This is a genomic window from Lapidilactobacillus concavus DSM 17758 (genome assembly GCF_001435835.1).
Taxonomy (GTDB): Bacteria; Bacillota; Bacilli; order Lactobacillales; family Lactobacillaceae; genus Lapidilactobacillus; species Lapidilactobacillus concavus.
On record NZ_AZFX01000001.1, the window covers coordinates 42,161 to 56,992 of the forward strand.

The window sequence follows — 14,832 nt, forward strand, 5'->3', positions numbered from 1 at the left end:
TGTAAGCATATATTTAAACGGTAAAAGTTTATTTTCTATCTTGAGGGGAGTTTTCACATGAAGTCATATCTTCAGAGAATGGGTCGTTCCCTACAACTTCCCGTTGCCGGTTTGCCTGCCGCAGCTTTAATTGTCGGCGTTGGTAACTGGTGGGATTCGATTCATCCGGATGCAGTCTCTGCTTTTTTACAAGCAGGTGGTAATGCTATTCTGGGCCAATTGGCGCTGTTGTTTGCTGTTGGTTTAGCATTAGGCATGTCCAAGGATAAAGATGGTGCTGCCGCATTAGCCGGTGTTGTTGCCTACTTTGTCCCTGTATCAGTTTTATCCGCAGATACGGTTGCTAAATTAAAGGGGATTAAGCTTACTGCTGTTGATCCTGCCTTCAGCCATATCACAAATAACGTTTTGATTGGTATTATTGCTGGTTTAATTGCCGCTGCATGATACAATCGGTTCCGCGATACGAAATTGCCAATGGCTTTCTCGTTCTTCAGTGGTAAACGTTTAGTGCCAATCATGGCTTCGGTTGTCATGTTAGGCGTGACGGTTGTGTTGCTGTTCGTTTGGCCACCAATTTATGATGCCTTGGTTGCTTTTGGTAAGACTTTCATGAGCATGGGCGCTATTGGTGCAGGTCTCTACGGATTCTTTAACCGTTTGTTGATCCCAACTGGGTTACACCAGGCGTTGAACTCGGTCTTCTGGTTCGACGTTGCGGGCATCAATGATATTGGTAAGTTCTTGTCATCTCAAGGTCCTAAAGGAATCACCGGGATGTATCAAGCTGGTTTCTTCCCAGTTATGATGTTTGGGTTACCAGCTGGTGCCTTAGCAATCTACAAGAATGCTCGTCCTGAGAATAAAAAAGTCACTGCTTCATTAATGCTTGCTGGTGCCTTTGCTTCATTCTTCACGGGTGTGACAGAGCCACTTGAATTTTCATTCATGTTCGTTGCATGGCCACTCTATGTCATCCATGCAGCCTTCACAGGTATTTCACTAGCTTTCGCTGCATTCATGCACTGGACCGCTGGATTTGCATTTAGTGCCGGTCTTGTCGATTTCGTCTTAAGCTTGAAGAACCCAATTGCTAACCAACCATACATGCTTGTTGTGCAAGGTTTGGTGATGGCAGTGATCTACTACTTCGGTTTTGACTTTGCAATCAAGAAATTCCACTTGATGACACCAGGTCGTGAAAAAGCAGAAGCAGCTGATGTAGATGCTGAAGTTGACACAGATTCAGATGACGACAAATATACGCGTCAAGCTAAGAAAATCTATGCAGCTATCGGTGGTTTCGATAACATTACCGAAATCGATAACTGTACGACACGTTTACGTTTACAACTTGATGATACAGATAAGATCAACAAGAATGCGATCAAGTCTGCCGGTGCAGCTGGGGTTAACGTCTTAGACAAAACTAACTTACAGATTATCATCGGGACTGAGGTTCAATTTACAGCCGATGCCTTATCAAAACTCTATGATGCTAAGGAACCTGTTTCGGCAGTGACAACTGTTCAAGAACCAGCCTCATCACCTGTTGAAGAAAAAGCTGATCCAAGTATTCATTCTGGTGCAACGGATGCTTTCTACAGTGTTGCCAATGGTGAACTGTTAAACATCGAAGAAGTTTCTGATCCAACCTTTGCTCAGAAGATGATTGGTGATGGCTATGCTGTAGAACCAACTGATGGCGAAATTGTTTCACCAGTGAGTGGTGAGATTACAACGATTTTCCCAACGAAACATGCGATGGGTATCAAGACAGATAATGGCTTGGAAGTCCTCGTTCATATTGGTCTTGACACGGTAGAATTAGCCGGTGAACCATTTGACTTACATGTTTCAGAAGGTGACAAAGTTGAACATGGCACGCCATTAGCAACTGTCGACTTAGATGGCATCAAAGCAGCAGGCAAGCAGACAACGATGTTAGTCGTTGTGACCAACATGCCTGTTGTCGGTTACTTCAAGTTCTCTGCAGCCGATCGTCAGGTTGCAGCAGATGCTGAAGTTTTACAAGTCACGATTCGTTAAAGACACGAGAATTGACTTCGATTCATTGGAATCAAATCTGAATATAAAAGAACGACCAGTTGAGATCATTTCAACTGGTCGTTCTTTTTTTGAACGTTTAATTATTTATGCTCAGACTTTGAATCAGGCGCTTGCGTATAAGTGCCCTTCATAATCTCAGGGACAAAATTGAGGAGTAGGCCAAAAATAGCAAACACAACGACGCTCAATGCAATATTGACAGCGTTCTGATCAAGCTTGGCCCCGATGAACCCGGCAACGACACCGAGAATAATTGCCCAAATTACAACTACCACACGTTTCACGGTCAACCCTTCTTTCACTTTCAGGACTTTATTTTAGCATAGTTCCGCTGAAAACACCAAACATCCCCAGTCTTGTTTTGACGATAGATAGGAACTATTCAAGACGTGAGTACCCTGTCGTTTGATTGTGGTGGTGCGGGATTATTTTGTTATAATGACAATAGATAGAAAGAGGTGTGACCATGACTTTTGTGAATCTACAGGTTCGAAGTGCATTTAGTCTGTTACAGAGTGCCACTAAAATCGATGATCTGGTACAGACGGCGCACCAATATGGCTATCAGGCCATTGCGTTAACGGACCTCAACACGATGTATGGTGTGGTTCATTTTTATCGTGCAGCCAAGGCCGCTGGAATTAAGCCAATTATTGGGTTGACGGTGCAGATAGCCAGTTTGGTAGCACCAGAAAAGACATCTGACTTGATCCTATTGGCTAAGAATAACCATGGCTATCACCAGTTGTTCAAAATTTCCTCACTGAAAATGACGCAGGATCAGCTCACTTGGTCGGATATTGCGCCATTACTCTCAGATGTGATCGTAATTCTACCACCCATTGCTAGTGAAACCGCGGCATTGTTGACGGCGTCTCATGAAGCGCGCGAGCAGTGGCTGACGTCTGTTTCAACGGCATTTTCAGATCCACAAGCACAACTTTATGTGGGTATTTCAACCCGCGGGGTCACTAAGACGGACTTGAATCAGATTCAGTCGGTGGCGTCTGAATTAAATTTACACCTCGTGGCAGTGGATGACGTGCGTTATTTACGACCACAGGATACGTTTACCAATGAGGTCTTGGCAGCAATTGATCACGGTGAACAATTGGAAGATCCTGTTTTTCGTGCGACACAGCAGGGGACTTATTATTTAGATCGTCTTGAAAATATTAGCGAGCGCTACGAACGTGCGGGGTTAGCAGATGCGAGTCATCAAACGCAACAGATTGCGGACCAATGTGAAGTTGAGTTAGAGTTCAAACGAGCACAGTTGCCGCATTTTCCTGTACCCGAAAAAACCACCGCGGCCAGTTATTTGTTACAACTGGCAGAGACGGGGCTAAAACGACGGGTTGGTGAGCCTGTTGACGCTGCTTATCAAGAACGGTTGCGTAACGAGCTAAAAGTAATTGTTTCGATGGGATTTGCGGATTACTTTTTAATTGTCTGGGACGTCATCCGCCACGCGCATCAAGTTGGCATTATGACTGGTCCAGGTCGTGGCTCTGCCGCTGGTTCGCTGGTCGCTTATAGCCTAGGAATTACTGAAGTTGATCCGCTGAAATATGATCTCTTGTTTGAGCGGTTCTTGAATCCAGAGCGTGTCAGTATGCCGGATATCGATTTAGATATTCCGGATGATCGACGTGATGAACTCATTCAATATATGCATGAGCGTTACGGCGACCAGCACATGGCACAGATCATCACTTTTGGTACCTTGGCAGCTAAACAAGCATTGCGTGATGTGGGGCGGACGTTCAAGCTAACTCAGATTGAGATGAGTGAGTGGTCACAAGCGGTCCCGAGTCAACTGAATATCACCTTGCGTGCTGCTTATCAACAATCTGAACGGCTTAAGAACTTAGTGGTGGGTAGTGAGAAAAATAAATTGCTCTTCAAAACTGCATTGGCAATAGAAGGGTTACCACGACACTATTCGACGCACGCAGCCGGGATTGTTTTGAGTGAGACGCCTTTGACTGATACCGTACCAGTGCAAGGTGCCAGCGATGACATCAAACTCACTCAATTACCAAAAGGAGATGTTGAATCTCTTGGGTTGCTTAAGATGGATTTCTTAGGCTTACGCAATTTAAGCATTCTAAATACAACGATCGAGGCGGTCCGAAAGCATCATCCCGAGTTGGCTGAATTTGATCCGAGACGCATTGATCTTGAGGACCAGGCCACGCTTGAGCTTTTCCAAAAGGGGGACACAGATGGTGTTTTCCAGTTCGAATCTAGTGGCATTCGCAATGTCTTGCAGCGGCTACATCCGACCAAGTTTGATGATGTGGTGGCGACCAATGCCTTATACCGACCAGGTCCGATGGAGAACATTCCGACTTTTATTGCTCGCAAGAATGGTAAAGAGGCCGTTTCCTATCCCGTTCCAGAACTGAAGGCGATTTTGCAAGACACGTATGGCGTCTTGGTTTATCAGGAACAAATTATGCAGGTTGCCGTTAAGATGGCTGGATTTACCTTGGCGCAAGCCGATAATTTACGACGTGCGGTTAGCAAAAAGAAGAAAGCAGATCTCGATCAAGCTCGCGATAACTTCATTAAGGGGTCAATCGCACAAGGTTACCAAGAAACGGTGGCCAAAACGGTTTACGATTATATCGAGCGTTTCGCAAACTATGGGTTTAATAAGTCACACTCAGTTGCCTATAGCATGGTTGCTTTTTGGTTGGCCTATCTTAAAGTACACTATCCAGCTGAGTTTTTCCTCTCGTTATTAAATTCAAATTTGAATAATGATCGTAAAATTGCCTCGTATTTACAAGAATTGCGTAGTCGTCACGTTAAAGTTGCAGGGCCAGATATTAACCTAAGTGCGGCCGAGTTTACCCTAGATCAAGGGAGGGTTCGCTTCGGTTTTGAATCAATTAAGGGAATCCGGAGAGACTTTATTCATGCCATCATTGATGAACGACAGGCGAATGGTCACTTTGCGGATCTGGATGACTTCTTGAAACGATTGACGATGCGCTATCTTAAACTGGAACCGATCACGGCATTAGCGCAAGTTGGTTGCTTCGATGGGTTCGATCATAATCGTCATCAAGTCGTCGCTAACCTTGAAGATTTAATTGAAAGCCTGCAGCTTTCCGGGGATAGCGTGCCATTGTTTGATGTCTTGGCACCAAAAGTTGCGCAAGTCAGTGATTATTCGGATCAGGAACGAATTGAACTTGAGAAAGAATTAATTGGCGTCTATCTCTCGGGACACCCACTTTCGAATTATCAGCAAACCTTTGAACGGGTACACGCGACGACAGTTTCACAATTGGATGCCAAGCCGACGACATTATTAGTTTATTTAAGACACGTCAAAACAATTCGCACGAAACGGGGCGAACAAATGGCGTTTGTCAGTGCCGAAGATTTGACCGACGAAATCGAAATCACTGTTTTCCCGCGTGTCTTTCAGAGAGCGCACGATTTTTTAGCCACGGGTAAAGTTCTCGTGGTCAAGGGCAAACGAGATGCTCGACCGGGGCAGGCAGGACAACGTCAGTTCATCGCGGATGCCGTTGAATTGGCAGCACCCGACCAAATACCGGCAACGTTATTCCTGCAAGTCACTGCGGATCAGGACCTCTCAAAGATTCGTCCTGAGATGAAAAGAATCTTGCTGGCGCATCCTGGATTTTCATCAGTGATCGTTCATTTTGCCGCTAGTCAGCGCAATATTCAGCTGGGAACGCCGTATCACGTGAATGTGACCGGTGAACTAATTGAGAAACTTGCTCGACTGCTCGGAAGTGAAAATGTCGTTGCCAAGCATTAAATTTTCTGAAAACTAAATTTTCATTCGGATATCTAAAGACAATTTGTGCTAAAGGTGGTAGTATTAGAATGTTCGTGTTGAGCAATGATCAAAACGATGGTTTCTGAAGTCGAATGGCCGTCGATTTTTGATGATCGTTCAATCAAGTATGAGATGATTCTCAATCTGAGGTGAAAAAATGAAAAAGATCGGTATTTTAACGAGTGGTGGCGACGCACCTGGCATGAACGCTGCTGTTCGAGCCGTTGCTTTGCGTGCCCTTGACGAGGGTCTTGAAGTTTATGGAATCAATTATGGTTATGCTGGCTTAGTTGCTGGTGATATCTTCCAATTAACACGCCAAGTCCTTGCAGATAAAATCGCTCGCGGCGGTACCTTCCTATATTCAGCGCGTTATCCAGAATTTGCGAAGGTTGAAGGTCAATTGAAAGGAATCGAGCAACTGAAGAAATTCGGAATCGATGCCTTGGTCGTTGTTGGTGGCGACGGTTCGTATCATGGGGCGTTACGTTTAACGGAACATGGTTACAACGCTGTTGGGTTACCAGGAACAATTGACAATGATATTCCTTACACTGACTTTACAATTGGTTTTGACACAGCATTGTCGACGGCTGTTGACGCAATCGATAAGATTCGTGATACAGCAACAAGCCACCAACGTGTCTTCGTTGTTGAAGTCATGGGCCGTGGGGCTGGCGATCTTGCACTCTGGGCTGGTGTCGCAACCGGTGCCGAAGCAATTGTCGTCCCAGAACGCGATTATGATATTGATGCGATCGCTAAGAAGTTAACCGAATACCGCGAAGCAGGTCATGATAATGCCGTTATTGTGATTGCTGAAGGTGTCATGAGTGCGCAAGACTTTAAAGCAGAGCTCGATAAACACGGTGACTTCGATTCACGTGCAACAACGATTGGTCACGTCCAACGTGGGGGTTCACCAACTGCTCGCGATCGCGTTTTAGCAAGCAAGATGGGGAACTATGCTGTTGAGCTGTTACTCGCTGGTAAGGGTGGCCTTGCAATCGGTATCGAGAACAACCAAATTACACATCATCCAATGGAAGAACTCTTCGATGAGAAGCATCATGCTGATTTAGACCTGTATGATATGAACAATAAGTTTAATCAGTAATAATGTTAGTGATTCTTGTTTAATTATGTTAGAATAGCTTTGAAATGCTATTAAAAAAATATGTTAGGAGCGTTTTTTTACATGAAAAAGACCAAGATTGTTTCTACACTTGGACCTGCAAGCAATGACGTTGATACAATCGTCAAATTGATCGAATCAGGTGCAAATGTTTTCCGTTTTAACTTCTCACATGGTGACCATGCTGAGCATTTGGAACGGATGAACATGGTTCGCGAAGCTGAAAAGATCACTGGTAAATTAGTAGGTATCGTTCTTGATACAAAGGGTGCCGAAATTCGGACAACCGATCAAGAAGGTGGCAAGTTCGAAGCTAAGACTGGTGACGTCATGCGTATTTCGATGGATGCCTCATTAACTGGGACACCTGACAAGATTGCCGTAACGTATCCTGGACTTTATGATGATACACATGTTGGTGGACATGTTTTGATCGATGATGGTCTTGTTGACTTGAAGATCACTGCTAAAGACGAAGCTAACAAAGAATTAGTTACCGAAGTTCAAAACGATGGTTTAATTGGTTCAAAGAAGGGTGTTAACGCTCCTGGCGTTGAAATCCGTCTCCCAGGTATCACCGAAAAAGATGCAGATGATATTCGTTTCGGTTGTGACCATGATATTAACTTCATCTCTGCAAGTTTCGTTCGTAAAGCATCTGATGTCTTAGACATTCGTGAGATCCTTGAAGAAAAACATGCAGAAAACGTTAAGATCTTCCCTAAGATCGAGTCTCAAGAAGGTATCGACAACATCGATGACATCTTGAAGGTTTCTGATGGTTTGATGGTTGCTCGTGGTGACATGGGTGTCGAAATTCCATTTGAAAACGTTCCTTTCGTTCAAAAAGCTTTGATCAAGAAGTGCAATGCTTTAGGTATGCCAGTTATCACTGCAACACAAATGCTTGATTCAATGCAAGAAAACCCACGTCCTACACGTGCCGAAGTTACTGACGTTGCTAACTCTGTCTTAGACGGTACTGATGCAACCATGCTTTCTGGTGAAAGTGCAAATGGTGACTACCCTGTAGAATCTGTTGCAACGATGAACCGGATCAACATCCGTACCGAACAAGAATTGCAAAAACGTAATACTTTAGCTTTACAACGTTTCGAAGAATACAAGGGTTCTAACACGACGGAATCAATTGGCGAATCAGTTGTTCGTACAGCCGAAGAATTACATGTAAATGCTATTGTTGTTGCAACTTCATCAGGCTATTCAGCTCGTATGATCTCGAAATATCGTCCAAATGCTAACATTTTGGCCGTTACTTTCGACGAGAAGACACAACGTAGCTTGACGATTACATGGGGTGTCACACCTGTTCTTGCTGCAAAGCCAGAATCAACTGACGAAATGTTTGAAATTGCTGCTCAAAAAGCACAAGATCTTGGTTTCGCTAAGGAAGGCGACTTGATCTTGATCGTTGCCGGCGTTCCTGTTGGTGAATCAGGCACAACTAACTTGATGAAAGTTCAATTAATTGGCTCTAAGTTAGCACAAGGCCAAGGTGTCGGCGACGAAACTGTTGTTGGCAAAGCCGTTGTTGCTTCAAGTGCTAAAGAAGCTGTTGATAAAGCAACTGATGGCAGCATCTTAGTTGTTAAGACAACTGACAAAGATTACTTACCTGCAATCGAAAAGGCAAGTGCAATCGTTGTTGAAACAGGTGGCTTAACTTCTCATGCAGCCGTTGTTGGTATTGCAATGGGTATTCCTGTCATTGTTGGTGCAACTGATGCAACTTCATTGATCAAGGATGGCGAATTGATCACCGTTGATTCACGCCGTGGTGTGATTTATCGTGGTGCTTCAAACTCACTTTAATCTTAAAAATAAATGAATCGCGATTTAAATAGTCGTTAAGGCGTTGGTAACAGCTAACCTGACACTATTCACGTGATTAACCTAGAGGTTGTGGCAAAATTTATTTTTGTCGCAGCCTCTTTGTGTTTGTCCAACCATCGGTGGAATTGAACCGGCTTAATCATGGGTGTACGAGGACAACTTTCATCATCGTTTTATGTTAGGATGTTTCTTTGACGTTTCTTAATATTCAGATATTTGGTACAATGGAGGTATAGTCTATTTTCGGAAAGTGGGTGGACGCGTGGAAAGTTGGCTTTTTCTTGGCTTAATTTTAGTCGTCGCACTTTTGAGCCAGAATCATTCTTTGATTATTGCGACAGCAGTGGTTCTCTTGATCAAGTTGTTTCCACAGTCGGGCAAACTTTACACGTTGCTCTCTGCCCAAGGCATTAACTGGGGTGTGACCATTATTTCAATCGCCATCTTAGTCCCAATCGCCACTGGTAAAATTGGTTTTCGTGACTTGTTGAACGCCTTCAAAACACCTGCTGGCTTCATTGCGGTGGGGTGTGGCATTCTTGTGGCTGTTTTATCGGCCAGAGGTGTCGGCTTGCTTGCTCAGAGTCCAGAGATCACCGTTGCGCTAGTTTTTGGAACGATTGTGGGTGTCGTTGTGTTTAAAGGCATCGCCGCGGGACCCGTGATTGCTTCGGGAATGACATATGTTTTAATAACGTTATTAAATTCGACTTTGAGTCGATTGTGAGGTCAAAATGATAAGTTCAGGTTCAATCATTAATGCGGTCGTTAGCGACCAAAACGGCGAAGAATTCTTCGCTCAATATGAAGGTCAAACTTTACGACTTGTGAGTGCTCAGCAAGACTGGCATTTAAAGGACGAGGTCACTGGCTTTGCCTATGAAAATAAAAAGGATCAGTGGGTCCTAACCACTGAAATTCCAGCGGTGGGTATGGATCGCTATGCTTACGGCACGGTTGTTCAGGTTCGTCGTGACCTTGGCGTGTTTATCGATATTGGCTTGCCAGATAAGGATATTGTGTTGTCACTCGATGATCTACCCCTCATGCATAATCTTTGGCCACAACAGGGCGATCGACTCATGATTGCGCTCAAACGTGACCACAAGAATCGTTTATGGGCACAACTTGCCAACGATGATTTGTTTAAGGAAATTGGTCATTTTAGCCCGGATTTTGATCGTAACGAAACGGTGACAGGAACCGTTTATCTGACTAAGCGCGTGGGTTCATTCTTGTTACTCAATGACTATCGTCTAGGTTTTATCCATGAGACCGAACGCGAAGACGAACCGCGTATTGGTCAAGAGGTCACAGGACGTGTGATTGGTCGGATGCAAGATGGTCGGTTATCAATCAGTCTGAAGCCACTGGCGTTCGTTGAGATTCAGCAGGATGCGCAAATGTTGCTCGCTGTTCTTCAACGTGATCCTAAACATGCCTTTATTTATCATGATAAGAGTGACCCAACGATCATCAAGGATTATTTTGGAATCAGCAAGGGTGCCTTTAAACGTGCCCTAGGGAATCTATTGAAAAACGGATTGATCACCACAGACGATACCGGCACGAAATTGACCGAAAAGGGTATTGAGTATCGTGGATAATGCTTTGGTTGACTACCTCCGGTCACTGACAATCGAGCAGGGATTAGCAGCCAACAGTATTGCGAGCTACCGTCGCGATCTTCAACATTTTATTCGTTGGTTGACTTCGCAGCAACTGACGGCTTTTCCTGAGGATGCCGCAGTCATCAGTGATTATCTCAATCAACTGGTTATCGAACAAAAAGCAGAAAACAGTCGAATGCGAGCCGTCTCGAGTTTGCGCCATTTTTATCGATGGTTGGCGGCACGCGAGTTGATTGCGCATGATCCGATGCAGACGATTCCATCACCCAAGCGCGGTCAACATTTACCAGTTGCGCTAAGTATGGCGGAAGTTGATCAGTTGTTGGCTGCCCCTGATGTGAATCAACCATTAGGCTTGCGCGATCGTGCGATTCTCGAAGTCATGTATGCGACTGGATTACGGGTTAGCGAACTGGTGCATCTGCAACTAGGGGATCTACACCTCGAAATGAAGCTGATCCAAACTATTGGTAAAGGCAATAAAGAACGTCTGATTCCCATCGGTGAGATTGCCATTGATTATATTCAACGCTATTTGAAAGAAAGTCGACCGCGATTGATTCGATCGGATCACTTTGTCGGGACACTTTTTTTAAATTTTCATGGTCGACCCTTATCACGCCAAGCCATTTGGAAAATGATCAAAAAATATATTGAGCAGGTGGACATTCATAAGGATGTTACCCCGCATACCCTGCGTCATTCATTTGCGACTCATCTATTAGAGAATGGGGCGGACTTACGTGTTGTTCAAGAATTATTGGGACACAGTGATATTTCAACCACTCAAATTTATACTCATATTACCCAACAACGGCTGTTGGACGTTTATCAAAAGTCGCATCCGCGCGATTAACACGATCAGTTCTCAATGAACGATATGGAGGCATTTGATGTTAGTTAAATATAAACAGGACTATGAGAAGATTGCTTTAGGATTGCTCTCATTTATGCCAGATTTGAAGGAATTTGACCGTTTATCGGCCGAATTAGCTGCTTATAGTTCTGAAGAAAACCGACAATTATTTTTATGGAAAAATAGTGAAGGTGATTTTGTCGGTGTGGTTGGTGTCGAAGTTGCACCGACTTATTTGATGTTACGTCACCTCGCGTTTACACCCAATTATCGACAAGATACGGTTAAATTCGATGTTTTAGATGCGCTACATGAACTTTTCATAGATAAACGAATCATGTCACCTGTTGATATGAGCGAGTTATTGACGGCTTGGGAGCGCCATTGTGCAGAACGATCGCAGGATCTGGATCATGGTGAATAAAGATGGCGACACAAGAATTACAATTACAGCTCAATAAATTCGAAGGGCCACTAGACCTGCTGTTGCAGTTGATCAAGAAGCAAGAAATCGATATTTATGATATTCCCATTGCTCAAATCACGGATCAATATTTGGCCTACTTAACGGCGATGGAGGAGCTTGAACTGGATGTTGCCGGGGACTATCTCGTGATGGCCTCAACTTTAATGGCCATTAAGAGTCGTCTATTATTACCACAATCTAAGGTCGAAGAGCTCGATGGTCGGGGCGATGAAGAGATTGACCCACGCCAAGCATTAGTTGATCAATTATTGGCTTATCAAACCTATCAAGAGGTCAGTCATTATCTTGGCCAACAAGAGCGTGTTCAAGCTCGCTATTTTGGTAAGGAACCCTCCGCTATCCCCGAACAACCAATTCAACCGTTGGTGAAGGGATTAGTCACGACTACCGAGTTGGGCGCGGCTTTGGGTCGCTTATTGGCGCAGCAAGTCGAAGATCATGCCTTCGTGAACCAAACCATCGATCGAGAAACCTTCTCAATTGAAGCTGCACAAGATTGGATTTGTACGCAGTTGCAAGCCGCTCAAGGGGAGCGTGTGAAGTTTACGGCACTAATGCAGCTGCCAGTCACGCGCCAACAGGTTATTTCTTTGTTCTTGGCTTGTTTAGAATTGATGAAGAACAAAATGATTACTTGCTACCAAAATGACACGAATGATGAGATTCTGCTGAATTGGGAGGGGAAGGCGCATGAGTCAGTATCAGGGTGAAATCGAGAGCATTCTTTACACACTTGGTGATGAAGGAATTTCTTTAAAGAATTTAGCGGCAATACTGGGGCTTCACGTCAGTGCTGTTCGTCAATTGTTAGAAGAATTGCAAAAGGATTACGAGACAAGTGAGGGTGGCCTAACCTTATTACATCATCACGAAGTTTATCGATTAGCCACTAAGCCCAAGTATGCACCGCTCTTACATCAATATTTCAGCGAACATCAGCCCACAAGCTTGAGTCAAGCCGCATTAGAAACTATGGCAATCGTGGCTTATCAACAACCTGTGACCCGAATCGACGTTGATCAAATTCGTGGGGTCAAGAGTACAGGGGCGTTGCAGACGCTTATTTCCAGACAAATGATCAAAGAGGCGGGACGCAAAGAAGTTCCCGGTCGCCCCATCTTGTATGCGACAACATCTTATTTCTTAGATTATTTTGGGCTCAACTCAATCAACGATTTGCCCCCATTAACAGAATTCAGTTCTGGTAAACTTGATCAGAACGGCAATTTAGATTTATTTTTCAGAAACAGACCGTCACAAACAGACGAATTGGAAGAAGGACATCAAGATGAAACCAACGGAAACGATGGAACGACTTCAGAAGGTCATCGCTAATGCAGGCGTGACTTCGCGGCGCAAGGCAGAAGAGCTCATTGCAACTGGCCGGGTCAGCGTGAATGGACAGATTGTTCGCGAACTCGGAACTAAGGTCGACCAACGCGCCAAGATTGAGGTCGATGGCGTACCAATCGATAAGAAACAGAAGACGATGACTTTTCTATTCTATAAACCCCGTGGCGTGATCTCTGCGGTGAGCGACGATAAACATCGCAAAGTCATCACTGACTACTTTGCGGATCAGGACGCGCGACTTTATCCGATTGGTCGCTTAGACTACGACACGTCTGGCTTGATTTTAGTGACTAATGATGGTCAACTTGCCAACCTAATGATGCATCCGAAGTTTAAAGTTGATAAAACATACTTGGCGAAGGTTGAAGGGATTCCTAATCAAGCAGCCTTAACTAAATTGCGCCAAGGGGTTTCGATCCACAGTCGCAAGACGGCTTCGGCTAAGGCCTGGATCGAAAACAAAAATCAAGCCAAGAATACGGCATTAGTTGGGTTGACAATCCACGAAGGCATGAACCATCAAGTAAAATTGATGATGCGTGACGTGGGCTATCCCGTGATGAAATTGAAACGCGATCGGGTTGCTTTCTTGGATCTGACTGGACTACAGCCTGGTGAGGCACGCCGATTGAGTGGCGAAGAAGTTGATCGCCTTTATCGTTTGGCACAAGGCAAGGAAGATTAATTGCATCTGCTCACGAGTTTGATATAATGAATCAGTAATTAAATATTTGGTTTGTCTTCAGGGCAGGGTGAAATTCCCGACCGGCGGTTAAAAAGTCCGCGACCTACTTGCAAAAGTAGCCGATCCAGTGTGATTCTGGAACCGATAGTATAGTCTAGATGGAAGAAGACAGTCTTATTTGTGATCATGCAAATTGGCTGTTAGTCCCTGACTAACAGTTTTTTAATGCGATGATCCAAGTAGTGTCTGTACCGAAGACAACCGTTAAGGAGCGGTTTGTATGGGCGATCATAAGTTGCGAACTTTGGTTGGCGTGAGTTTATTTGGTGTTTTGAGCTATTTGGTAATGTTGATCGAGATTCCACTGCCGGGATTTCCATTTCTCAAACTGGATTTCAGCGATCTGATTGTTTTAAGTGGTCTCGTGATTTTCGGTTGGGGTGGTGCTGCGGCTTCAATCTTGGTTCGTGCGTTTCTCCATCTGATCATGACTGGTTTTTCGATGCCATCATTGATTGGTGAACTGGGTTCTGTTGTTGCGAGTTTCACCCTGATCACCGTGGTTCACTTGTTACTAAAAGGGATGACTCATTGGCAACAGAAAGTCGTGATGATTGTGTCGAGCACCTTGGCACTGACTGTGGTGATGGCAGTTATGAACTATTTTGTATTGACACCGTTATACGTCAACGTCACTGGATTTCAGTTGAACATGAATTATCTGAAGTATGTCCTAATCGCAATTGTGCCTTTTAATTTGATCAAGGGCGCATTAGTAACGACAGTCTTTGCTCTGATTTATCGAAAAATTGGAACGTGGATGAAAGTCCAGAATAAAAATTATTAAGATAAAGTTTTGTCAGCTTTTCGAATAAAAATAAACCCGAATTGTCAAATCAAGTGCAACACTACTGATCTATTCTTATAAATTGGTA

12 protein-coding genes, 1 pseudogene and 1 riboswitch are annotated in these 14,832 nt (G+C 44.3%); of the genes and pseudogenes, 12 read left to right on the forward strand and 1 reads right to left on the reverse strand.

Annotated features, from left to right (window positions below; genetic code table 11):
• Positions 1–57: 57 nt before the first annotated feature.
• Positions 58–2,049: pseudogene (gene nagE, locus FC15_RS00210) on the forward strand (N-acetylglucosamine-specific PTS transporter subunit IIBC).
• 101 nt (positions 2,050–2,150) lie between these two features.
• Here the strand turns inward: nagE and FC15_RS00215 are convergent.
• A complete protein-coding gene (locus tag FC15_RS00215; protein WP_057822723.1) occupies positions 2,151–2,354 on the reverse strand; it encodes a DUF2929 family protein in 204 nt (67 codons plus the stop codon).
• Positions 2,355–2,536: 182 nt separating this feature from the next.
• On the opposite strand from FC15_RS00215, the gene dnaE reads away from it, so the two are divergent.
• From dnaE to FC15_RS00270, 11 genes are all read left to right on the forward strand, one after another.
• Positions 2,537–5,875, forward strand: a complete 3,339-nt coding sequence (gene dnaE, locus FC15_RS00220) for a DNA polymerase III subunit alpha (protein ID WP_057822725.1) — start codon at positions 2,537–2,539, stop codon at positions 5,873–5,875.
• A gap of 178 nt (positions 5,876–6,053) precedes the next feature.
• Positions 6,054–7,013 carry a 6-phosphofructokinase gene (gene pfkA / locus FC15_RS00225; RefSeq protein ID WP_057822727.1) on the forward strand — a complete coding sequence of 320 codons (960 nt, stop codon included), beginning with the start codon at positions 6,054–6,056 and terminating at the stop codon, positions 7,011–7,013.
• Between the two features lie 81 nt (positions 7,014–7,094).
• The gene (pyk, locus tag FC15_RS00230; RefSeq protein ID WP_057822729.1) at positions 7,095–8,864 is read left to right on the forward strand and encodes a pyruvate kinase; all 1,770 of its coding nucleotides are present in this window, start codon (positions 7,095–7,097) and stop codon (positions 8,862–8,864) included.
• 283 nt (positions 8,865–9,147) lie between these two features.
• Positions 9,148–9,612, forward strand: a complete 465-nt coding sequence (locus FC15_RS00235; RefSeq protein WP_057822745.1) for a DUF441 domain-containing protein — start codon at positions 9,148–9,150, stop codon at positions 9,610–9,612.
• A gap of 7 nt (positions 9,613–9,619) precedes the next feature.
• Positions 9,620–10,492 (forward strand): CvfB family protein, encoded by an 873-nt coding sequence (locus FC15_RS00240; protein ID WP_057822731.1) that lies wholly within the window; start codon positions 9,620–9,622, stop codon positions 10,490–10,492.
• Positions 10,485–11,372 (forward strand): site-specific tyrosine recombinase XerD, encoded by an 888-nt coding sequence (gene xerD, locus FC15_RS00245; RefSeq protein ID WP_057822733.1) that lies wholly within the window; start codon positions 10,485–10,487, stop codon positions 11,370–11,372. Before FC15_RS00240 ends, xerD begins: the two co-directional genes overlap by 8 nt.
• 37 nt (positions 11,373–11,409) lie before the next feature.
• A complete protein-coding gene (locus FC15_RS00250) occupies positions 11,410–11,796 on the forward strand; it encodes a hypothetical protein (protein ID WP_057822735.1) in 387 nt (128 codons plus the stop codon).
• 2 nt (positions 11,797–11,798) lie between these two features.
• Positions 11,799–12,569 (forward strand): segregation and condensation protein A, encoded by a 771-nt coding sequence (locus FC15_RS00255; RefSeq protein WP_057822737.1) that lies wholly within the window; start codon positions 11,799–11,801, stop codon positions 12,567–12,569.
• Positions 12,550–13,194 carry an SMC-Scp complex subunit ScpB gene (gene scpB / locus FC15_RS00260; RefSeq protein ID WP_057822739.1) on the forward strand — a complete coding sequence of 215 codons (645 nt, stop codon included), beginning with the start codon at positions 12,550–12,552 and terminating at the stop codon, positions 13,192–13,194. The genes FC15_RS00255 and scpB overlap by 20 nt, the downstream gene beginning before the upstream one ends.
• Positions 13,148–13,897 carry a pseudouridine synthase gene (locus FC15_RS00265; RefSeq protein WP_371861347.1) on the forward strand — a complete coding sequence of 250 codons (750 nt, stop codon included), beginning with the start codon at positions 13,148–13,150 and terminating at the stop codon, positions 13,895–13,897. Before scpB ends, FC15_RS00265 begins: the two co-directional genes overlap by 47 nt.
• Before the next feature lie 49 nt (positions 13,898–13,946).
• Positions 13,947–14,071: riboswitch (FMN riboswitch) on the forward strand.
• Positions 14,072–14,177: 106 nt separating this feature from the next.
• Positions 14,178–14,744: an ECF transporter S component gene (locus tag FC15_RS00270; protein ID WP_057822741.1), complete on the forward strand. Its 567-nt coding sequence runs from the start codon at positions 14,178–14,180 to the stop codon at positions 14,742–14,744.
• Positions 14,745–14,832 lie beyond the last annotated feature (88 nt).

Excerpts from the sequence above, each read along its gene's own strand:
- FC15_RS00255 (WP_057822737.1), top strand. The coding sequence starts at position 11,799 with ATGGCGACACAAGAATTACAATTACAGCTCAATAAATTCGAAGGGCCA.
- pfkA (WP_057822727.1), top strand. The coding sequence starts at position 6,054 with ATGAAAAAGATCGGTATTTTAACGAGTGGTGGCGACGCACCTGGCATG.
- dnaE (WP_057822725.1), top strand. The coding sequence starts at position 2,537 with ATGACTTTTGTGAATCTACAGGTTCGAAGTGCATTTAGTCTGTTACAG.
- FC15_RS00265 (WP_371861347.1), top strand. The coding sequence starts at position 13,148 with ATGAAACCAACGGAAACGATGGAACGACTTCAGAAGGTCATCGCTAAT.
- FC15_RS00270 (WP_057822741.1), top strand. The coding sequence starts at position 14,178 with ATGGGCGATCATAAGTTGCGAACTTTGGTTGGCGTGAGTTTATTTGGT.
- FC15_RS00240 (WP_057822731.1), top strand. The coding sequence starts at position 9,620 with ATGATAAGTTCAGGTTCAATCATTAATGCGGTCGTTAGCGACCAAAAC.
- FC15_RS00250 (WP_057822735.1), top strand. The coding sequence starts at position 11,410 with ATGTTAGTTAAATATAAACAGGACTATGAGAAGATTGCTTTAGGATTG.
- scpB (WP_057822739.1), top strand. The coding sequence starts at position 12,550 with ATGAGTCAGTATCAGGGTGAAATCGAGAGCATTCTTTACACACTTGGT.
- pyk (WP_057822729.1), top strand. The coding sequence starts at position 7,095 with ATGAAAAAGACCAAGATTGTTTCTACACTTGGACCTGCAAGCAATGAC.